The organism is Acinetobacter calcoaceticus DSM 30006 = CIP 81.8 (genome assembly GCF_000368965.1).
Lineage (GTDB): Bacteria > Pseudomonadota > Gammaproteobacteria > Pseudomonadales > Moraxellaceae > Acinetobacter > Acinetobacter calcoaceticus.
On record NZ_KB849780.1, the window covers coordinates 1568077 to 1589406 of the forward strand.

The 21330-nt window shown below is 35.6% G+C and carries 19 protein-coding genes and 2 pseudogenes; 4 read left to right on the forward strand and 17 right to left on the reverse strand.

Annotated elements, in window-relative coordinates:
* Positions 1-97: 97 nt before the first annotated feature.
* Positions 98-655, reverse strand: coding sequence for a TetR/AcrR family transcriptional regulator (locus F936_RS12370; RefSeq protein WP_005047697.1), 558 nt, complete (start codon positions 653-655; stop codon positions 98-100).
* Between the two features lie 1052 nt (positions 656-1707).
* Here F936_RS12370 and F936_RS12375 point away from each other — a divergent pair.
* Positions 1708-2886, forward strand: a complete 1179-nt coding sequence (locus F936_RS12375; protein ID WP_228127750.1) for a reverse transcriptase domain-containing protein — start codon at positions 1708-1710, stop codon at positions 2884-2886.
* Between the two features lie 79 nt (positions 2887-2965).
* Here the strand turns inward: F936_RS12375 and F936_RS12380 are convergent, their stop codons facing one another.
* From F936_RS12380 to F936_RS12385, 3 genes and pseudogenes are all read right to left on the reverse strand, one after another.
* Entirely contained in the window at positions 2966-3298 is a 333-nt protein-coding gene (locus F936_RS12380; protein WP_005047702.1) for a hypothetical protein, read from the reverse strand.
* A gap of 69 nt (positions 3299-3367) precedes the next feature.
* A pseudogene (locus tag F936_RS18895) lies at positions 3368-3728 on the reverse strand (PaaI family thioesterase).
* A gap of 8 nt (positions 3729-3736) precedes the next feature.
* The gene (locus F936_RS12385) at positions 3737-5116 is read right to left on the reverse strand and encodes an L-serine ammonia-lyase (RefSeq protein ID WP_005047704.1); all 1380 of its coding nucleotides are present in this window, start codon (positions 5114-5116) and stop codon (positions 3737-3739) included.
* Between the two features lie 466 nt (positions 5117-5582).
* Between F936_RS12385 and F936_RS12390 the strand changes: the two genes are divergently transcribed.
* Positions 5583-6206 (forward strand): hypothetical protein, encoded by a 624-nt coding sequence (locus F936_RS12390; protein WP_005047707.1) that lies wholly within the window; start codon positions 5583-5585, stop codon positions 6204-6206.
* Positions 6207-6278: 72 nt separating this feature from the next.
* Here the strand turns inward: F936_RS12390 and F936_RS12395 are convergent, their stop codons facing one another.
* The 3 genes from F936_RS12395 to F936_RS12405 form a co-directional block, all read right to left on the reverse strand.
* On the reverse strand, positions 6279-6713 hold the full coding sequence (locus F936_RS12395) for an I78 family peptidase inhibitor (protein WP_005047708.1): 435 nt from the start codon (positions 6711-6713) through the stop codon (positions 6279-6281).
* Between the two features lie 158 nt (positions 6714-6871).
* Positions 6872-7339 carry a redox-sensitive transcriptional activator SoxR gene (soxR, locus tag F936_RS12400; RefSeq protein ID WP_005047710.1) on the reverse strand — a complete coding sequence of 156 codons (468 nt, stop codon included), beginning with the start codon at positions 7337-7339 and terminating at the stop codon, positions 6872-6874.
* 192 nt (positions 7340-7531) lie between these two features.
* A complete protein-coding gene (locus F936_RS12405; RefSeq protein ID WP_003651095.1) occupies positions 7532-7825 on the reverse strand; it encodes a hypothetical protein in 294 nt (97 codons plus the stop codon).
* A 449-nt stretch (positions 7826-8274) separates the two neighbouring features.
* Between F936_RS12405 and F936_RS12410 the strand changes: the two genes are divergently transcribed.
* Positions 8275-8934 (forward strand): epoxyqueuosine reductase QueH, encoded by a 660-nt coding sequence (locus tag F936_RS12410; protein ID WP_003651086.1) that lies wholly within the window; start codon positions 8275-8277, stop codon positions 8932-8934.
* Between the two features lie 277 nt (positions 8935-9211).
* Here F936_RS12410 and pdxR read toward each other — a convergent pair whose 3' ends face one another.
* A complete protein-coding gene (pdxR, locus tag F936_RS12415) occupies positions 9212-10690 on the reverse strand; it encodes a MocR-like pyridoxine biosynthesis transcription factor PdxR (protein ID WP_005047715.1) in 1479 nt (492 codons plus the stop codon).
* Between the two features lie 111 nt (positions 10691-10801).
* On the opposite strand from pdxR, the gene F936_RS12420 reads away from it, so the two are divergent.
* A complete protein-coding gene (locus F936_RS12420) occupies positions 10802-11257 on the forward strand; it encodes a GNAT family N-acetyltransferase (protein ID WP_005047717.1) in 456 nt (151 codons plus the stop codon).
* A 90-nt stretch (positions 11258-11347) separates the two neighbouring features.
* Here F936_RS12420 and F936_RS12425 read toward each other — a convergent pair whose 3' ends face one another.
* The 9 genes and pseudogenes from F936_RS12425 to F936_RS12465 form a co-directional block, all read right to left on the reverse strand.
* Positions 11348-12496 carry a winged helix-turn-helix domain-containing protein gene (locus F936_RS12425; protein WP_005047719.1) on the reverse strand — a complete coding sequence of 383 codons (1149 nt, stop codon included), beginning with the start codon at positions 12494-12496 and terminating at the stop codon, positions 11348-11350.
* A gap of 127 nt (positions 12497-12623) precedes the next feature.
* Positions 12624-13292, reverse strand: a complete 669-nt coding sequence (locus F936_RS12430) for a hypothetical protein (protein WP_005047721.1) — start codon at positions 13290-13292, stop codon at positions 12624-12626.
* Between the two features lie 12 nt (positions 13293-13304).
* Positions 13305-14258 (reverse strand): annotated as a pseudogene (locus tag F936_RS12435) (M15 family metallopeptidase).
* 7 nt (positions 14259-14265) lie between these two features.
* A complete protein-coding gene (locus F936_RS12440; RefSeq protein WP_005047729.1) occupies positions 14266-14889 on the reverse strand; it encodes a hypothetical protein in 624 nt (207 codons plus the stop codon).
* Positions 14890-14901: 12 nt separating this feature from the next.
* The gene (gene icmH, locus F936_RS12445; protein WP_005047732.1) at positions 14902-15708 is read right to left on the reverse strand and encodes a type IVB secretion system protein IcmH/DotU; all 807 of its coding nucleotides are present in this window, start codon (positions 15706-15708) and stop codon (positions 14902-14904) included.
* 17 nt (positions 15709-15725) lie between these two features.
* Positions 15726-17090, reverse strand: coding sequence for a type VI secretion system baseplate subunit TssK (gene tssK / locus F936_RS12450; RefSeq protein ID WP_005047735.1), 1365 nt, complete (start codon positions 17088-17090; stop codon positions 15726-15728).
* A gap of 16 nt (positions 17091-17106) precedes the next feature.
* Complete coding sequence (gene tssA / locus F936_RS12455; protein WP_005047738.1) at positions 17107-18201, reverse strand: type VI secretion system protein TssA; 1095 nt, start codon at positions 18199-18201, stop codon at positions 17107-17109.
* Positions 18202-18223: 22 nt separating this feature from the next.
* Positions 18224-20905 (reverse strand): type VI secretion system ATPase TssH, encoded by a 2682-nt coding sequence (gene tssH / locus F936_RS12460; RefSeq protein ID WP_080631700.1) that lies wholly within the window; start codon positions 20903-20905, stop codon positions 18224-18226.
* A gap of 148 nt (positions 20906-21053) precedes the next feature.
* On the reverse strand, positions 21054-21317 hold the full coding sequence (locus F936_RS12465; RefSeq protein WP_003651066.1) for a PAAR domain-containing protein: 264 nt from the start codon (positions 21315-21317) through the stop codon (positions 21054-21056).
* Between the last annotated feature and the right edge of the window lie 13 nt (positions 21318-21330).

Sequence of the window (21330 nt, forward strand, 5' to 3'; positions counted from 1 at the left end):
AAATGTGTTAAAAACAAAAAAAACATCCGTAGATATGGTGACAAATTGGCTTTTAAATTTATCGATTTTCTAGCACATTCTGAGGCCTTAAATTATATTAACTACCTAAACTGCACAAAAAACAATCCAGTACCTTTTCCCTCTCATCTACCCCATCTGAGCTTAAAAGCTGAATAATTGCGCCCTCAATCATATATAAAAATAGTTTTGCATCCTGAAAAGTTGCATCGGTTTTAAGTGCTCTAAGCTGGCTATAGATTTCATTGATTAGCCACGTTCTATATTTAATTACGACTTGGTAAGCGTTTGGATAGCTCATTTTCGTTTCAAAAATGGCTTTAAATAGTAAGTAGTAAAGCCCCTCTAAATCTGTATGTAAGAAATAAATTTTCTTAAGTTTATCCTTCACGCTTGTGCTTTGGTCGTACTCAGCAATTGAAACCACTTTTTCTTTTAAACGTTCTTTTTGTACGATTAAACAGATTTCAATAAAGCGCTCTTTAGAGTGAAAGTAGTTATAAAAAGTCGCTTTTGGAATTCCGCACTCTTTCAGAATTTTATCGATCCCAACGGTATGAAAGCCGTGATGGTGAAACAAATAAATCGACGTATTAATGACTTGTATAGCACGTGTTGGGAGAACTAAATTTGGCATCGTTTTACCGTTATAAATTCTTGTTGTTTCTAAATGAGATACTTTTTTGGGAGAAAAAAGGCATAGCAAAGCCGTAAAGACTGTGCTTGGCACATCTCAAGTTTGTTATTGCTAAGTTTTAAATAAAAAGACTTAAAGCCTGAAAACCTTAGGGCGTTCAAGCTGCTTTATTTTTAAGCTGTGTCGTTATAGCTTTTGGCATTGAGAGCCAAGAAATAATGGATGTGCAAAGCCAACTCCTTTTTATTGGGAGTTCTACCAGACATTTATAGAATTATGGTGGCAGAACGAAGGGGGTTCGCGGACTGGCCTTAAGACTCCAGCACACCCAAAGGTGTCCCCCTCCGTTCCACCATAGAGGGGGCACGAGGGTGTACACACTAAAAGTATAAAACCTTTAATGCTCCTAAGGGACGGTCCGCGACGACCGACTGGCAATGTGGCCAGCAGGCAAAGGATAAGCTTCACATTTATTGCAGTCAAGCATGCAAAATGACATTTGTTTTAAATTAAATCGTTAGGAAAGTAAGGCTAAATAATGAGGGAGTTATTGTTAAGTGGGGGTTGTAGAAGGAGGATAAAAATTAAGTTTATTCTAAAGGATTAAATCGATTTTATCTTAGTATTAATGAAAAACCCTTTTTCTAAATAGCTTTGATAACTTGGCAGCAGAGCAATATATAATCAACTTCTTTGATTTATAAAGGGTTTCTTAATAGGCGCATTATATTACTTTTAGTACTTCTTAATATTTTTAACTAACATTTAATATGCTACAAAAATTCCAATTAAATCTATGCCTTTGATTAATTATGGTTTATAATTTTTTTGTTGAATCTGAAGCGATGCCAAAACACGGCAAAAACTTCAATGATGCGACCCGAGTACAGCACATCACACCGATTTCAGCAGGGTCCTTGACAGGATCATATACGTTCATCGAAAAATTAGTGAACAGCAGTGATGGTGTGATGCGTAGAATCACTTCGTACCTGTATGGGTAGCTGCATTATAAGCATACAGAGAAAGAGTTAATGAATTTTGAGACTTACGTGAAAGAGAATTTCATTGCAACTTTCAACAAATTATTTAGAAAACAATCATCTCACCTATTAACTATTAAGTACTATCCAGAAGATCTATCTTTCACTGAATTCAATTTAAAAAAAGAAAAAATTTTAGCTGAAGTTTTAAATGACTTGGCTACTAAAACATATTCACCAACATTACTACATCCTAACTTTCTAGAAAAGTCGGATGGGTCATTACGATTAATCTGTATTCCATCTATAAAAGACCGAGTCATTCAAAAGCTTCTTTTAAAATATATTAAAAAACATCACGAAAGTAAGTATATTTTGGCTACTAATCATGATTTTTCAGCTAAAATTTCAGACGCTGGAGCCATAAAAGCAAGAACTGAGGCTTTAAGTTTAAGAAACCAATATTCATATGTGTTAAAAACTGATATTTCGTCTTTTTTTGATAATTTAGATCGTCGATTAGCTATAAAAACTGTCAAAGAAAAGCTAGATATACCTGAAATAAATTATTTACTGGAAAGAATTATTAAGGTCGAAACAAGATGTCAAAAAGATAATTTAAACAATGAAAAAGAAAATACTCTTTTGAAATCAAAAAAAGGTAAAGGGATTAGACAAGGTATGCCTATGTCATCATTTCTCGCATCCCTGTATCTACATGATTTTGATAAATTTATTGAGGAAGAAAATATTAAGTGTGTAAGATATGCAGACGACTTAATTATTTTTTGTTCATCTCGTAAACAAGCCGTAGATTATCTAAAAAAAGTAACTATAGAGTTAGAAAAAATAAAACTAAATATTCCTCCCTTGGAAGATAAATCAAAAACTCAAATAGTAAAAAATAAACCTATTGATTTCTTAGGACTTGAATTTAAATTTGGCGGTACTAAATTTAAAGCTTATGTGCCAGATGTAGTTTTTAAAACAATTCATCGTAAATTAGAAGTCTATGATTCTCTAAACAAAAATCTCAAAAATAAAAAAGATTTTTCCGATGTAATTCAAGATATAAAATACATCTCGAATGGATATAGTGCAGCTTTCCCCGATGCTTGTAATATTAGTGAACTACAATATGAAATAAATACGAAAAAAATAATTATTTTTTCCAAACTTTTAACATCACTTGGATTAGATATAGAACGCCTTAGTGCTCGTCAAAAGAAATTCTTTTTTAGCATATAAAATAATACTCCTACTCCCTCAACGATCCCAAATCAATTTGAGTCCATTCAAAATAAAATCTAATTTGCAATAATTTATACTATTTATAAATTTGGTAGTTCTCAATGAGATTTTTGATCGTTAAAACACTAAATATAATTTGAAATATTAATGCAAAAGTATCTAAAATATTTTGATCAGATGATAAATTATTTAATAAAATTATTGATATACCTACTGAGCAAATAGCTTTAACTATTTCAGAATTAACTCCATGAAAATATTTAATACATAAAACTGTCGTATTAAATAAAACCATTAAAATCCAAGCTACCATTGGGGGTAGACTCATCATTTTGACAATAATCGCGAAACCCGTTGGAATTAAAAGTCCAACTTCAATGAAAAGTGATAAATTAAAATTTCTAATCATTTATTAAAATCCTTAAAGTGAAAATGGACATAAACAAGCTCAAACACTCTGTTCAAAGCTAACCACATCTTACGGCGCAAGTCTGTAACACGTAGATGTAAACAAAGCGACTCTATTATTCAAACCGTCTGTTATCACAACTTCATAATGCGCGAATTTCTTACTACTTCCTACTTTAGTTGCCGTTGCAAATAACTCCTTATCTTTAGCACCGCTCATATAGCGAATATCAGCCTGTAAGCCAGTATATGGACATCCTCTGCATTACAAGCCATCGCAAAAGCGATATCGGCTAAAGAAAATATGACTCCACCAAGCACGCCACCCAATATATTCAAGTGTTCATCTTTCACATTAAGTTGAAAAAACAGGCTTCATCAAAACTGCGATGCAGCCCTTGAACACCCAATAAGGGGCACTTCGACCCCATATGATTATTTAGCACTCAATGGCGTTAACAGCGAGTCCACCTTTTGAGGTTTCTTTGTATTTATATGACATATCCTTGCCAGTTTCTTTCATTGTCTGAATGACTTTATCTAGCGTCACAAAATGCTCCCCCTCATCATGAAGTGCCATTTGCGCTGCATTAATGGCTTTTACAGCAGCAATTGCATTGCGCTCAATGCAAGGTACCTGAACCAAGCCACCAATCGGGTCACACGTTAAACCCAAGTTATGTTCAAGCCCGATTTCAGCCGCATGTTCTACTTGTTCAGGTGATGCACCTAAAATCTCGGCTAAGCCCGCCGAAGCCATCGCACAAGCTGAGCCTACTTCGCCCTGACATCCTACTTCTGCACCAGAAATAGATGCATTGAGCTTACATAAAATCCCAACTGCCGCCGCACTTAGAAAAAAACGAAGCACTTTGTCTTCTGAAAAGTCTTTAGAAAAAGTCACATAATAATATAAAACTGCCGGAATTATCCCTGCTGCACCATTTGTGGGAGCTGTCACTACTCGACCGCCAGCAGCATTTTCTTCATTTACCGCCAACGCAAATAAATTGACCCACTCCATGGCATGAAAAGTAGTCACAATCAGGTTTGAGTTTTTCTTATTTAATAACTTATCGTGAATTTTTTTAGCCCGACGTTTTACATTTAATCCGCCTGGTAATATTCCTTCATTAATTAATCCATTGTGAATACATTGCTGCATCACTTTCCATATATCCATAATCTTGGCACGAATCTCACTTTCACTACACCAGCTTTTCTCATTTTCAAGCATTAACTCACTAACTGATAAATGATGAGTTTTACATAAGCTTAAAAGTTCAGCCGCACTATGAAATGGATATGGAACCTTAATTTCACCAGTCTCAGACTGGGTTTGTGTTAATTGCCTTTGGCTAACAATAAAACCACCACCAATCGAGTAATACGTTTCAGCATATAAAATTTCTTTCGCCTCGTTATAAGCAATCAGTTCCATTGCATTTGGGTGATGAGGCAAAGATTCATCTAAAAAAAGCAAATCACACTTATAGTCAAAAGAAATACTCTTTTGCTGATCGAGCTGGATCGTTTTATTTTCAAGAACATTTTCAATCAAACTTGTACTTACTTGAGTATCGATATGTTCAGGGTCAAAACCCATTAATCCTAAAAGAATAGCTTTATCTGTCGCATGACCAACACCAGTTGCTGCAAGCGAACCATATAACTTAATCTGAACTCGAAACGTCGTTTGGAGATCATTTTGCTTAACTAAATCATCCACAAAACTATATGCTGCTCGCATTGGTCCAACTGTATGGGAGCTAGATGGGCCTACACCAATTTTAAAAAGATCAAATACACTTATAAACACGGGTTCCTACCTTCAATTCATTATTATTCGTTTGTTCGTCGTTATTGTGTCCTTTCGGATAACTCTAAAACTATCATTAAGTCTGGTACAAATCACGAATAACTATTGGCTAGCAGCGCAAAAAGACAACGGTTGAACCATCAACATTAATCGGTTTAATCAAAGACATAAATTGTGGAGCTTTTATCTCCCTAATAGATGTTCTAGAAATAGTCTTTAAATAAGTATGCCAATTTGTATAAATAAAAAACCACAAATATTAGCCATTAGTCGCACCTCTCTATTTTTATTCATTTTTGCTGGTAAAGTGTTTTACATGGTTTGATACAACCTACTTAACTCAGATGCATAATTCACCTGTTACCGCATCTGATGTTTTTCAGCCTCTAGTCCGCTAGAGGCTTTTTTTATTATTGATTTAAAGCCTGATATATTAAATTTATAGAAATAATGAAAGAGAAGAAAAATGAGTCGCATTGTAAGATTGAGTGTTTTAAGCTTTCCAGTTTTATTCTTAAGTGGATGTATTGGCTGCTATAACCCAACAGGTTGTAACCGTGATGATTCGCCTTATTTCTATACGACCCAAATAACTCAAGCCAAAGGTGTAACTGTTCCAGTTGGAACAAAACTGGTTTATAAATCTCAAAAGTCAAAACAGAAAAATGAACAAACTGCTCCACTTAAAGAAGAAAATATAACTTCGATAAAACTACCAAAAGATACTGCTATTCTTTGGGGTGGAATGCCCACAAATCATCTGCTTCAATTTGCTAATTCGGAAATGCAGGGATTTACCGCCTACCGAGCCCAAGAAGTTCCTGCCACATATTCCAATCAATTTTTAAAACTCTGGAAAGAATGTGATAGTGATTTAGATATCTCGATCAAAAATAAAAATGACTGGAGTTTTAATCCTGCAAATATGAAAATTATTGGATGCGGAATTAACTATCAAGAAAGAGCTTCGTACAACACCAACAATTCAAGCCAAGATAAAGTTGATATTTTTCTAATCAATATTAACAAGGCTTTACAACAACTGCCTCAACAAAAAGATTATCCCGTAATTCATTCTTCTAAAAATTAAAGTCACAAAAAAGCCCGCATTTCAGCAGGCTTTTTTATTTCAAAATTCGGTCTATTAGCTTTTAATTAAAAGTTAGCCACAAGTTGCGTTCGTAATTTTTTTAGAAGCTGGATCAATGGTGACTGTAACTCGGTTTGTACGATAATCCATGGTCATTGGTTGACCTGGAGCAACTTTACGCACAATTTCTGATTGAGTCTTTTGTTTAATTTGATCATCAGTAAGACCTGATTGCCCCACTAATTTTTGAGCCTCTTCTGCTACACAGTTGGCTTGATTTTCACGGAATAATTTCCATTCTTCTACGACTTGGCCATTTGGTAAATGACAATAGCCGACCTGACCATTTGCTTCATTTCTAATTTCTAATTTTCCACCTTGTTCAACACAATATTGACTAGCTGGATTTGGTGAACCAATTTTTGGTGGAGTCGGATCTTTATGTTGTACAGACGAGCAAGCCGTTAATGAAACAAGTGCCAAGCCAAGAAAGAGAATTTTTTTCATAATTTTTTGCTTCTTACTAAAAAAACTAAAGATATCAAAAAATTTCATATTTCATGTCGCTTCTTTACAATAAAAAACTCACTTGAATGTTCTAGCAAAATAAATTTAATTTATTGGAAATTAAGATATTCCCAATTAAAAGCTATTTTTGAAATATTCTATTCAGGTCTTTCTAAAATTCGTGGCCCCGATCCTTCTAGCCCTAAAATATCTTCAGGATTTCTTAATGGACATTGCTCTAATGATAAACAGCCGCAGCCAATGCACCAGTCCATTTCATCTCTTAAACGAGTTAATTTTTGAATTCGATCATCCAGATTTTCTCGCCAATGACTTGATAGATCTTTCCATTGCTTGGCTGTTAATTTGCTACCCACAGGATACTGACTTAAAGCCTCTTTAATTTCATTTAAAGGAATACCCACTCTTTGAGCGACTTTAATAATCGCAATATATCTTAAAATAATTAAGGGATACCGACGTTGATTACCATTTGTTCTTATACTTTTTATAAGCCCTTTCGTTTCATAAAAATGTAGGGTCGAAACAGGAACTCCACTCCTTTTTGCAACTTCACCCACAGTCAAAACTCGACTAGAGTCAGCTTTTTTATTTTCACTCATCATGATTGACCTCAACTTTACTTGAGGTTTATAAGAGAGCGCTTTTATTTTGTCAAATAAATAACAGAGATTTTCTTATACGCTATGAACTACTCTCCCCAAGGTATAGGTCTTATCTGTAAAAGCTGATGACAAAATGGATCTGATAATTAATTTAATCTATAAAATAAATTGCTGTCATTTAAATTTAAGAAATTAGTTTTGTAGAGTAAACGGACATCCACAAATCCAAAACATGTTGTAAACGAAAGGCATGGGTGCACCTAATGGATAGACTTTTATCTGCTCGATCTTATAAGTTTTTTTACGTGACTCAATGTGTAATATATTATCGTAACGGGCAACCACAACTCCCTTTTTATATAATTTTTTCCTTTCATTCTTTGCGTCAAATTTATATACCAAAAAGTAAACTTTTTCTCCTACACCGATCTTTGAATGATTAACCATAATGTAACCATTACAATACTTACATTGCCAATCTTCCATATCTCAAATTATCACACGCTTAAATTAAAAAAACACACTGAATTTTATAGTATAGATTTATTAAAGATACAAATCTAAAGAAATATTTTAAATGAAAAAATAAGGTTTATTTGTGATACATATCACAATAAAAATTTCAAATTATATTCAGATACATCAACCACTTATAAAAAATATTTAAGGCTTATTATTTTTTAATATATAAAACCCATCCATAATTTACTTAATTATATAGTATATTTAGCAATAATTTTAAATATAACCACAAATCTTACCTTAATATAAAAACCACTTTTATTTAACTATCAAAATTTAACTTAACCTTAAATATAACAATAGATTTTTTTAAAATATTAAATTAATTTCACAGTAAAATTGAAAATAATTCATTTCACATTATATAAAAAATAAATATATAATTAATAGCATTACAATTTAATTTTTTTATTATGTCAACTCAACGTTTAAAATTAGAACTCCCTTCTGGACACGATCAATTATTACTTCACTCTTGTTGCGCTCCTTGTTCAGGAGAAGTTATGGAAGCATTAATCGACTCAGAAATTAAATTTTCAATATTTTTTTATAATCCTAATATTCATCCAGTAAAAGAATATTTAATCCGCAAAGAAGAAAATATTCGTTTTGCAGAAAAGCATAATATTCCATTTATCGATGCAGACTATGACACTGACAACTGGTTTGCCCGAGCAAAAGGGATGGAAGATGAACCTGAACGCGGCATTCGTTGTACCATGTGTTTTGATATGAGATTTGAACGAACTGCCCTTTACGCACATGAACACGGCTTTAGTCTCATCAGTAGTTCGCTAGGAATTTCTCGTTGGAAAAATATGGCGCAAATCAATGACTGCGGAATTCGCGCTGCTGCTCACTATCCTGAAATTCAGTACTGGGACTATAACTGGCGTAAAAATGGTGGCTCAAGCCGTATGATTGAAATCAGTAAACGAGAAGAATTTTATCAGCAAGAATATTGTGGCTGTGTATATTCTTTACGAGATACTAACCGCTGGCGTATGGGTAATGGGCGTGATCGTATTAAACTAGGTGTTAAGTTTTACAGTAATGCCATGGAAGAAGATTAATTTTTACTTCTCTTAAAAAATTAATTAATTTGTTCTTAGCTATATTTATTTTTTATAAAAAAAGAGCCACATCTGGAGAATGTGGCTAAAAGGTGTACTAAATAAGCTTTGATGTAGTTAGATTAATTGTGCTAGCTTAAAATAATATTAATTAAAATTAATTTTTAAAAATTTTAATAGCATTCCTATTTTCATATAACCAATTTATCATCATAAAAATTTGCATTTAAGTATTTGAATAATGATTAAATTTGTGTAAATAGCATAACTTAGGCTATTATTTAGCTTTTAAATATTGTGCAATTTTTTGAATGTTTTCAATAATTTCATTAGGTGTGTGGGCTGCATAGCCAATAAGTACAGCCGCCTTCTTGTTTGGCATCTGACAATATCTTGATAACGGCTGAACAGCTAAGTTTAGAGCTGAGCACTGATCAATAAATTCTTGCTCTGTCCACGTGCCTTTTAACCAGCACACGGCATGGATACCTGAATCGGTTGGTTGAACGTCGAGCACATCTGAAAGATGCTCATCAATAGCTTTAATCAATGCTTGTTGACGCTCATGGCATGCTTTTCTAACTTTACGCACGTGCCGAGCATAGTGGCCTTTTTGTATAAATAGAGACAAAGCCACCTGCTCTAAATAAGAACTTCGAACATCCGTATAATATTTGGCCGCACTAAAGGTTTCAATCAATGTTTCAGGCACAACCATGAATCCTAACCGAAACTCAGGGAACATCATTTTGGTAAAAGTACCAGAGTAAATAACTCTTTGCTGCTGATCTAAACCTTGTAGAGCTTGAATGGGGTGTGTGCCATAGCGAAACTCACTATTATAATCATCTTCAAAAATCCATTTCCCTTGTTGAGATGCCCAATCGAGTAACGCAAAACGGCGAGCTAAACTTAAAGTTCCACCTACAGGAAACTGATGTGAGGGTGCGGTATAAACAAGTTTGCTTTTTGAATAATGATCTGTAATGTCAGAGATTCGCATTCCCTCCTCATCACTCTCGATCAAATTTACCTGAGCACCAAAACTTCGAAAAATATTAAAAGCTGCGTCGTAGCCTGGTTCATCTAGGCACACCTCATCATTTGCTTGAAGTAAAGCGTAGCCAGCTAAATGAATTGCCTGCTGCGTCCCATTTACAATAATGATTTGCTGTTCATTGCAATTCAGTCCTCGGGTGGAACGGACATACTCACAGATTGCCTGACGCAATGGTAAATAGCCCCGCGAGTCATGAAATTGGCCCAGTTGATAATATGACTGCCGCCAAGCTTGATTTAATAACTTGCCCCAAAGCTGATGAGGAAATAAATCAATACACCCAACTCCTACATGGAACATTTTTTTCTTTGGAGTCGACCATGACTGTTCTCGCCATGAAGTTAATAAACCTTCAAAATTCGGATTAATATTCAAGGAAGGATGATTGGTTAGCATAGTTTTTTTTGAATTTTCTTGGATATGTATTAACTGATCTGGCACAACCTCAGCAACATAAGTACCAGAACTTGGTTTGGTAAATAAGTATCCTTCATCGAGTAACCGCTCAAGCGCAGCCAATACAGAATTCCGTGAAATCGACATCATCTCTGCTAGGGCACGACTTGAGGGTAATTTTGTTCCAGCACTAAGTCTTCCATCTAAAATAGCATCACGCAAAGCAGAATATAGTCCATATTTAATCTGGCCCTTTGGCAAAATTAAATGTGGAAAAGATGCAGAAATCGAAGTTGCCATAACAAACTGGTACTGTAGAAAATATCAAAAGTGTATCTTATAAAAATACCACTATCAAAACTACACTCTTGTTTTCGATTTTCCAGAACTTTAAAACAGAGTGTAATTATTATGCAAAATCAAGATATTCAGATTGTCCCTGTTCAGCAGCAGGACTATTCACAATGGGAAAAATATTGGCTTGCTTATCAAAATTTCTATCAGGTAAATTTACCCCTTCATGTCACCAAAGTGACTTGGGAACGCTTTTTCGATGAAAATGAACCCGTTTATTGTGCTGTTGCCAAACAAGGCGAGCAAGTTTTAGGAATTGTGCATTATGTTATTCATCGTTCAACGTGGGCAGAGAATAATTATTGTTATCTAGAAGACCTGTTTGTTTCATCTGAAGTTCGTGGTCAATACATTGGTAAGCAACTCATTGAATATGTACAGAAGCAAGCAATCGAGCATAACTGTGACCGTTTATATTGGCACACTCAAGAAACCAATCACACGGCTCAAAAACTCTACGACTGGATTGCACAAAAACCAGGAATAATTGAATATCGTATGCCTTTAATCTAAACCAATTACAAACACCAAAAGCTTTAATTCTTTTGGTGTTTTATCTTAAATAAATTTTATTTAAGACCAACATAGTTCCCTGCTTACACCTTAGCGAATGAGCTTTATGACTTTGTCATTAATGATGGTGCATTGATTAAATTCTGCAAAGCGCTTGATCTCTTGCTCTAATTCAAAAAAGAAAAGCTCTTTATCTTTGATTGTTTTTTCTAGATGTAGACTAATGACTTCTAACTCTTTTACTGTCCGATGTGCTTTGCAATCTATGCGGCCCACTAGCTCATCTTGATAAAGAATAGGTAAGCAAAAATAACCAAATACCCGTTTGGCCGCTGGCACATAGCATTCGATCCGATAATCAAATTCAAATAAAGATGTTAAGCGGTCACGATGAATCAGCGAGTTATCAAAAGGCGAAAGTATTTTTAATCCAAAATCAGTATTCACTTTTTGTTCTATTGCAGCTACATCAACATATAGAGTTTGCCCATCAGTAAGCTGAATTGCTGACACTACACCTGCGTCAATTTGTTCCTTCAGCACAACACGCATAGTTTCTTTTAAATCTTTTCCCTTTAAATGAACCAATTGCTTCCATGTAAATGCGCCATGTGCTCGAAGCGTTGTATTAAATAAATACTGCGCATATTCATGAAGCGTAGGCAGACTTAAATCAATATTTTCAGGTAAGCAGCGTTCGGTCAAATCATAGACTTTTTCCATACCGTTACGCTCACAGATCATCAGGTCCCCCTGCATATATAATTGCTCAAAAGCACGGCGGCCTGGGCCTGTATTCCACCAACCACCCAAATTCTTTTTATTATTCTTATCAATATCTCGTAGTCGAATTCTACCCTCCGCACGAACACGGGCTAGAATTTCATTCATGAGATGTTGATCACCTCTATTGAAATAACGGCTTTCCCCTTTTCTGACCGACATCATGGCAGGCAGTGCATAACGGTAGTCTTTCATAGGAAGATAAGACGCCGCATGATACCAATATTCAAAAATCTGACGCTCTCGAACCAAATTATTTAAATGACTTAAATCATAATCAGGCACTCGACTCCACAATATATGGTGATGAGCGCGCTCAACGACCGATATGGTATCAATCTGCACATAACCCAAATGCTCAATAGCCTGTAAAGTTCCATCCACACCTTTTGCAAATGGGCTAATCTTTCCTAAGCCTTGATTAAATAGAGCCAAACGTTTTAAAGATGAAATCATAAAAAGCTCAATTGGCTAATCATATTGATATGGTCTACTACTCATTCGAATATGAGATAGACTCAAATGAAATGTAAAGCGGGTTCTCTCACTCATATTCATAGCTAAAAAATTAGCTTGAGCGAAATCAGTTTCCTGCAAATACACTAAACATTGCAATAAGAGCAAAAGTATAAAATACCAAAGGTAAAGCCAAAAACCATAAAATTGCACGCTTATTTGCTGAAAATACTATTTTTGCAGCAACATAACTCACCCAACAGGAATAAATGCTAAAAAATAAAATGATTAAACCAGACCAAATCTCTTCACTAAAAAATGTATCTAAATAACTATCATAAATAAATGTTTGAATAACAGTAATAACAATTACAGGAAAGGCGGCAACAAACCATTGCATAATATTGGCCTGACGAACCAAAGCGATATCTGGGTTCTGTACACCACACCATTTCAAACGGATTTCATACCACCAACCATAGAAGAACCATGTAATAAATGAAGCAACCACACCAATTGCTGCAACACAAATCCAATAGTTAAGCCAATGATCTAAAATAAAAGAATATGAAGCATAATTTGGATGATCTGAGGCCAAAGCCTTAATGAGCTTTGTATCAATTCGATCCATAACAAAAAAGACAGCAACGAGATAAGTCGCGAAATGGATATACTGCATATCTAATTTCGCGAACATTAAGAAAAACGCTTTAGGCTTAAAATATAATTTTGCGATTTGTTTCGGACTAATCACTGAATCGATTTTAATGTCCTGTATTTTAGGTTCCGTAAACATATTTTTCTCTTTTTAATTTATATCATTCAAACTTTCGGCAATGAGTTTTTCTGCCATTTCTTGAGTTTTTCTTAATCCCGGCATACGGAATTCAGTATGCCCATAATCTTGGATAGATTTCCAACGTCCACCCCACGTGAGACCAACCGATTCAGCAACTTGTCCATATAAACGATAACCTTGCATAGCTCACGGGTCTCTTTCAGAAATAACCACTTTTCCATTTCGTTTAAAGGCTACATCTGCCGCCAAACCAAATTGATGATAACTCTGATACCCTTTTGCTCTGGTCGTATTCGGATTACCTGCCAGCATATTCTGACGAGTAGGACTACGATAACCTTCTAATAAAACCAACTCATAACCATACTGTTCTTTCATGATTTTAAAGACCATGAGTAAACGCTGCTTATAACGTGGGTTCATTTTGCTCCATTTACGATCTACTAGACTGGTATCTAAAATAGCTCGCCCATCGAAACTCGCATTATCAATAGGTGAAGAATTAATAGCGCCACTATTTTGAGAGGAATATTGTTGCTCTAATTGGGTAGCCTCTACAATCGCAGCCTCAATTAGGCTTTCATCCACTTCTGGCGGTGGCGATAGGATTTCACCATTCAAAAGTGCATAAATTTGAGGATCTGTTTTTTTCAGATATTCAGCCTCAATTCGAGTTGAACTAATAGGTCGAGTAAAAGCAAACACTAAAATACTGGCAAACAAGAAAAAGCCTGCAATGACAATCCACCACTGCTGTAAATGCCAATGGGATTGTAGCTTTTCAGGCGCAGCTGCCTGATTCATTGTTTGAGCAAATTGTCTAACTTGATTAAGCTGCTTACGGCCTTGTGGCAGTAATGACAAAACAAAATCTTTGCTTCTACTCCTTAGCTCATAGGACATTAAAAACGCTAAACCAATTGCCAAGCATGTAAAGCAAAAGAAAATGAGAAAAATCATCATCAGTTCATTAATTCACAGCAAAAGGACTTCGTGTAATTTTAATATCTACCGATGCCTTAGGTGGTTCAACCTCAGCTTCTGGTTCGGCTGGAGCTTTATTCTCAACAACAGGTTTAGTCTGCGCTACTTGTTGCTGTTGCGGTTTACTCACTGGCTTTTGTTGAGCTGGCTGTACCTTCGGTTGAGCCGTTTTAGCTGCACCCGTCTGTAGTTGAGGCACAACCTGAACTTTCTTTTCACCCGTGAGCTGTTCGTCAAATGGAGAAACTCGCTGTTCATTAGTAGTAGCGGACTTATGCGGAACAGGTTTAAAGATACTACTTAATTCATTATCTTTAGGTTGTTCAAAGCCATCACGGCTCATTGAATCTGTTTCATTGTCTTGACTTACAGCAACCTGATTTTGTTCATCAGAAGAATGAACCGTTTCTTGATTTAAAGTCTGTTCTTCTGTTGATTTACTCTCAATTGCTGCTGATTCTGACGAATGCGGTTGAGACAAGAACAGGAATAGCGAGATGCTTACAAACACCCCGGCAATAACACCAATGACAATATAAAGTATTGGTGATTTCGGCTTTTTTTTATTCGACTGTAAAACTCGAATAGAAGTTGGTTTTTCCTGAGCCATTTCGTACCATCATCAAGGTAAATAAATTGTAATATGTGCTTGCTCTTGAGGAGCAGAAATCACATTTTGATAATTAGATAATGCTTTATCATTTTGATTGTTCAGCATAAATCTTAGTCCTGCAAAGGTAAGTAATGCAAAAATCAATAAAAAGATCAAAATCCAGAAGAATGGTACTTCGCGATGAATAATATTTCGGATCTGATCTGGAATTGCCGAGAACGGCGAAAATGCGAGCTTTTTCCCTTTCAAATAATCAATTTCGTCACCCACTCGTGATACTAAGTGGTTGAGACTTTCCGTAGATTCGATTCGGTACTTACCCTGAAAACCTAATAAAAGGCAGTAATGAAATACTTCTAAAGCAGCTAGACGTTCTTTTCCACGGCTACGTAATTGTTCCAATATTTCAAAGAAACGATAACCCGCTAACTGAGAGCCAAATAAGCTCAATTGTAACGGGCTAATTAACCAAGCATTTTGCAAATTAAAATAACTCGCGTCTTGTTGCGTTACGATCGTTTCATCAATCAAAGCACAAAATGCATATTTAGCATCATGAATATCATCAGCTGAAAATTGCAACTTTTTGGCTTGTTGCTCAAATTGATTAAGTAAATTTAAGATTTTTTCACGAAACCGCTGCGCATCTGCTGGTACATACTGATTTCGAATCAAAAAAACCAAATAAAACCCATCATGCAATAAATCAATAAGATTGATTGCCTGCAGTTTTGCTTGAGACTGGCTATTATTGCCCCCGCCTGTTCCAATTTGCCCATCATCAAATAAAGAAGGAGCACCTGTGGATTGTGACATTTTTCTCTCCTTTATCGTTAAGCGTTCATGACCGCAATCAGTTCAATACTGATATCTTGGAAACCAGCCGGAACATAAATACAAATCGTCTCTGAATCTAACATGCGTTGGTATAGCTCGTGATGCGGTTCAATTTCAAAATAGCTCACACCAGAGCGTACAGGGATAGCAGTTGGAACTTGAATTAAGTGATGCAATGGAATTGCAGGCAATGCAGCAACCACACGTTGCTCTACATCTAAAGTACTACCGATTTTGAATCGTAAAGGTACGATCTGAATCAACTCATGTGTCTGCATTGCACTACTTGATACTGCAATATAAAGTCGAGTGTCTCGAGTAATCTTATCGGTCTCAAGACTTCCCACCCAATATGAAGGTCGGATTTCTTTAAGTGCAATACTGATGTATCGACTCGAAATAATCGTATCGAGTAAATCACGCAAAATCGTATCTAACTGCGAAAAACTTTCTTGTAAATTATGATGTTTATAGGCAGGTAATTGATCAACATCATAGGCCGTCGAGAAAGTTAATAATGAACCTGCTAAACGCAATAATTCAAAGAACAAACGCTCTGGATGGATTTGTGGATATTGCACAAAATGATTTAGACCAGCATAAGCTGTATTTAATGCATTCACTAACCAAAATGAAACAATATCACCTGAACGAAATTCAATTAACTTCTGTTCATTTTCCCTGTTATTGGTTTGAATCGTCTTAATTTTTGCCTTAATAACATTCAGTGTTCTTTTTAAATTTGAAATGAGTGTTTCAGAGGCATCCACATGCAAAATTGGTGGAATAAATTTTCGATCAATTTCAAAAGCACCTGAGCTTTGACGCTTAATTTTTCCAATAGGCAGATATAAGAAACCATCTAAATTATGGTCAGGATTACTATGTACATCTAATAGTTTAAAAACAGCACGACGGCGTAACAAACTAATATCTGCTTCGGTTGCATTAGTGAATAGATCATGTGTTTCAACAAGGTGAGATTGATATCTGCCCTTTTGCGCTTGGTTTTGATCAATTAGATTTTGCTTATTTGCTTGTAAAATCGGCAATGCTAAATAGATTAGCATCTCACCACGTAAATTAAGATCATCTAATAAAATTGGCTCAGGCAATAGATCATATGCCGGTGCCTGATAAATTTCACCGTCTTGCCAGATCATCTCTACAGACTCTAGAGCAAGAATATGTGTGCTCAATTGAGCCTCATCGAAATTTAATTTCTGAATACCATACGAAAAAGGCACAACTGCCCGAACCGTATGATTCAACCGTTGTTCATGATAGGTATCTTGAATTTGGAAATGTTGAGGTCTTAAAAATAAACCTTCGCCCCACAGGACTTTTTCAGCTTTAAACATATGTCTTTACCAATCTTTATTCGTATTCATTTTTAGGCTGTACACCTAACATTTCCTGAACCATTTGTAATGGATGCTCATCTTTAATGACTTGGGCTAACCATTCATGTAACGGCATTTGACTCCATTTAATGGTTTTTTGAAGCATATAACTCACAGGGCTATGAGGCTCGTTTGCTTGAAAGTAATCCGCGATTTCTTGCAACACTTTCATTGCTTGCTCACGATTCGCCAAGTGTGTTTGTGCTTGAGGCTGAAAAGCAGGCTGATCTGAAACAACTTGTACAGGCACTTGATTTTCCATAGATGAGCTTGTAATAACAGCAGCCTGTTCTTGGATTGGCGCAAGCCCAGTACCAAAAGCTTCTGCTTTATAAATCTTGCGTAATGTGCTGTGAATGGTTTCAAATGCTGAATCAATTGCACCAAAACTCGGCGAATCTAGACCCATTAAATGGTCAAGAGTTTGCTTTAAAACATCCCATTCAGTTAACACTGAACTAAAATCTTGATAATTAGAATATTGAAAAGTTTTAGACGTATTAAAAATAGCTTGATCGAATTGTTCTAACTCCGATGGTCCCGACTGACTATCGTAATCTTCAGTTTGTTTACGGCGAACATTTTCGTGATATAGAAAATTATCGTAATCAAGCAAATTATAATAAGGAGCTGTATTGGTTAAAGAAACTTTCTTTAACAACATCGGAAGTTGATTAATTAAACCCTGTAATAACCCAATGCGCTGATCTAAGTCATCATCTTCAATGACAGGGTGAATTTCCTGCCAATATTGATTCAACATGGTATGACTTAAGGTTAAACCTTTAGCCATACCATCAAAACCATAAAGATGACTCCAAGCTTCCAAGAGCCAAGTTAATAGACGAATATCTTTTGTATTCTCTTTTAGCAAAACACTCGTTTTATTTGATACAAAGTCCCAGTCGGCCTGTTTGCGTTCAGCAACCCAATCACCTTGATCTAGCAATAAATCATCTTGTGTTTTCGCTTTTTTTATTTCATGAAATTCATTAGAAAATGAAAAGTCATCACCACAAGGTAAGCTATCGCTAATGGGTTCAAGGAGTTCAGAAATATCAATATTCATCTAATTTTAGCTCTATTCAATTTTAAACTTCTGACTTCAACTTTTTACTGGTCCTTTTTTTAGCAGCTTTTGCAACAGGATCTAGTAAATATTGAATTTCGTCATCCTTAGCATCAATCATGATAATTTTTGGCAATTTTTGCTCTGCTAAAGCCACCAAAATTTCTGTAGCTAATGCAGGTAACACCGTAGAATTTAAAATATTATCAACATTACGAGCACCACTATCGACTTCTGTGCAGCGGCTTAAGAGCAGCTCTACCAAATCATCAGAATATTGGACTTGTGTACCGTATTGTTTCTCAATTCTTGCTGTGATCTTGCCTAGCTTGTGTTTAATAATTCGTACGAGTAAATCATCATGCAATGGGAAATACGGCACCACTCTCATTCGGCCCAAAAATGCAGGCTTGAATTGCTTGTATAAACTTGGTTTTAAATGGTCAATCAACTCTTCAGCTGTAGGCCATTCCTCTACAGGCGTATTTAAGCAAGCTTGCATAATCGCGCTTGAGCCAGCATTTGAAGTCAACAAAATAGTAGCGTTTTTAAAGTCAATTACTCGTCCTTCGCCATCTTCTAAAGTACCTTTATCAAATACTTGATAGAACAGTTCCTGAACATCACTATGTGCTTTTTCAATTTCATCAAGCAACACAACACTATAAGGATTACGGCGAACAGCTTCTGTTAAAACACCGCCTTGACCATATCCTACATATCCAGGAGGTGCACCTTTAAGTGAAGAAACGGTATGGGCTTCCTGATATTCAGACATATTAATCGTGATTAAATGCTGCTCACCACCATATAATTCATTTGCCAAAGTTAATGCAGTTTCAGTTTTACCTACACCACTTGGCCCAACTAAAAGAAATACACCTTGTGGCTTATTAGGATCTTCAAGTTTTGCTTTTGAAGTTTTAATCCCTTGAACTAATTGTGTGAGTGCATAATCTTGACCCATTACACGTTCGCCCAATTTATCTTCAAGCGTTAATATTTGTTTAATTTCATCATTAACCATTTTTCCAACAGGAATACCGGTCCAATCAGAAATAATTTCATTAATGATTTGAGAATTTACTCTTTCAAATACCAATGGTTGCTGACCTTGAATATCAGCAAGCCCCTTACGCAATAGATTGATCTGGTCATAAGCATCAGATTCATTCGTATGATTCTGTGCTTCTAATTCCTGAATTTTATGAACAAGTTCTAATTCTTTTTGCCACTGCTCTTCGGTTTCATGAATCTCTTTTTGCAAAGATTCTAAATTAGCTTTTAAAGTTTCCAATCTTTCATGATGAATTGGAATCTGACGATGCTCATTTTCTAAAATTTGCTGTTCAAGCTTTAAGTTATGCTCTTGAGCCTTTAACTGATCAAGCTTTACAGGTTGGGCATTTTGGGTCAACGCAACTCGTGCTGCTGCCGTATCAAGCACACTCACTGCTTTATCCGGAAGTTGACGACCACTAATATATCGATGTGAAGAGTGAACCGCAGTCACGATCGCTTCATCATCAATTTGTAATTTAAAATGCTGCTGCATCACAGGAATCATTGCCCGCAACATATCGACCGCAACTTCTTCGGTTGGTTCTTCTACTTTTACCACCTGAAAACGTCGGCTCAATGCAGCATCTTTTTCAAAGTATTGTTTATATTCTGCCCAAGTTGTCGCAGCAATCGTGCGCAACTCACCACGTGCAAGTGCCGGTTTTAAAAGATTTGCAGCATCATTTTGCCCAGCCTGTCCACCAGCGCCAATTAAGGTATGCGCTTCATCAATAAACAAAATAATAGGATAAGCAGAAGCTTGAACTTCTTGAATAACCTGTTTTAAACGATTTTCAAACTCACCTTTAACACTTGCGCCAGCCTGCAACAGCCCCATATCCAGCACATGTAAATGGACATTTTTTAGGGCGGTAGGCACTAAACCTTGAGCAATTTTTAAGGCTAAACCTTCGACCACCGCTGTTTTGCCAACCCCTGGCTCTCCAGTTAAGATCGGGTTATTTTGGCGTCTACGCATTAAAATATCGAGCATTAAGCGAATTTCATATTCACGCCCAATAACTGGATCTATACCGCCTTGTTTCGCTTTTTCAGTGAGATTAATCGTATATTGATCAAGTGCTGGTGTTTTAGCAGTTTTGGTATTCGCTACAGTCGTTTCTGTTGCTTCAGCTTCACCAGAAGGTGTTTTTGTTTCATCTTGTTGTTCAACACTCTTTTCACAAATTTCAAGAAACTTATGTTTCATTGAATCAATTGGTAAGAGATCAAATAAACTCGAAGCACGAGTCGCAATTTGATATAAATCAGATGCAGTTAATAACGCAACTAATAAATGACCACTACGAATAACTGGATGTTGCTCAGCCGAAGCCAATAACCAAGCTTGTTCGAACAAACGAACGATTGATTTAGCAAAAATAGGAGTTCGATTATTACCTTTCGGTAATTGAGATATTGTTTCTTTTAAATCATCAGCTAAAGCTTCAGGTGAAATTTTATATTTCTTTAATAAAATTTTTAAATCATTCTCTAGAGATTGATTAAGTAACTCTAAAAATAAATGTTCAATTTCAATTTCGTAATTTTGTTGAATAACACAAGCATTAGCCGATTTTTCTAAAGCAGTACGCGCAACTGTAGAAAGTTTTGTAATTAAAATTTTTAAATTACTCATCATTACTCTCAATATTTTTAAATAATATAATGCTTAAAATCATAATGTCTGTATATTAACAAAATTCAGCTTTATCAGACAAACTACTCATCATTTCAAGCGTTAATATGTTCTAGTAGATATTTATATCTATATAAAAATATCTCTACCCTTATCCTTGATTAACTAAACTCTGTTTTGGTAATAATTTGCAACCGCATGATAATGAATCATTTACGCGCGCTCCAGATTTTCCCATAACAAGCATATTCGGATCACCCGATACAATCGTAGAAACCGTTTTGTGTAACGGACAAGTTGCCTTGTCTCCAACACACGCAATTGCAATTCCATCAATTAAAAACGTACTATTACCAGAAATAACTTGCCCTCCACCTGTGGTTGGGCATCCAATCGTAATGTAAGGGCTAGCCATGTTCTTCTCCTTA

Bases quoted from the DNA above. Each gene is read 5' to 3' on its own strand.
- F936_RS12465 (WP_003651066.1), bottom strand. From the start codon at position 21,317: ATGGCTAGCCCTTACATTACGATTGGATGCCCAACCACAGGTGGAGGG.
- icmH (WP_005047732.1), bottom strand. From the start codon at position 15,708: ATGTCACAATCCACAGGTGCTCCTTCTTTATTTGATGATGGGCAAATT.
- tssK (WP_005047735.1), bottom strand. From the start codon at position 17,090: ATGTTTAAAGCTGAAAAAGTCCTGTGGGGCGAAGGTTTATTTTTAAGA.
- F936_RS12440 (WP_005047729.1), bottom strand. From the start codon at position 14,889: ATGGCTCAGGAAAAACCAACTTCTATTCGAGTTTTACAGTCGAATAAA.
- F936_RS12430 (WP_005047721.1), bottom strand. From the start codon at position 13,292: ATGTTTACGGAACCTAAAATACAGGACATTAAAATCGATTCAGTGATT.
- F936_RS12370 (WP_005047697.1), bottom strand. From the start codon at position 655: ATGCCAAATTTAGTTCTCCCAACACGTGCTATACAAGTCATTAATACG.
- F936_RS12395 (WP_005047708.1), bottom strand. From the start codon at position 6,713: ATGAAAAAAATTCTCTTTCTTGGCTTGGCACTTGTTTCATTAACGGCT.
- F936_RS12380 (WP_005047702.1), bottom strand. From the start codon at position 3,298: ATGATTAGAAATTTTAATTTATCACTTTTCATTGAAGTTGGACTTTTA.
- tssH (WP_080631700.1), bottom strand. From the start codon at position 20,905: ATGATGAGTAATTTAAAAATTTTAATTACAAAACTTTCTACAGTTGCG.
- F936_RS12420 (WP_005047717.1), top strand. From the start codon at position 10,802: ATGCAAAATCAAGATATTCAGATTGTCCCTGTTCAGCAGCAGGACTAT.
- soxR (WP_005047710.1), bottom strand. From the start codon at position 7,339: ATGATGAGTGAAAATAAAAAAGCTGACTCTAGTCGAGTTTTGACTGTG.
- pdxR (WP_005047715.1), bottom strand. From the start codon at position 10,690: ATGGCAACTTCGATTTCTGCATCTTTTCCACATTTAATTTTGCCAAAG.
- F936_RS12390 (WP_005047707.1), top strand. From the start codon at position 5,583: ATGAGTCGCATTGTAAGATTGAGTGTTTTAAGCTTTCCAGTTTTATTC.
- F936_RS12410 (WP_003651086.1), top strand. From the start codon at position 8,275: ATGTCAACTCAACGTTTAAAATTAGAACTCCCTTCTGGACACGATCAA.
- F936_RS12425 (WP_005047719.1), bottom strand. From the start codon at position 12,496: ATGATTTCATCTTTAAAACGTTTGGCTCTATTTAATCAAGGCTTAGGA.
- F936_RS12405 (WP_003651095.1), bottom strand. From the start codon at position 7,825: ATGGAAGATTGGCAATGTAAGTATTGTAATGGTTACATTATGGTTAAT.
- tssA (WP_005047738.1), bottom strand. From the start codon at position 18,201: ATGAATATTGATATTTCTGAACTCCTTGAACCCATTAGCGATAGCTTA.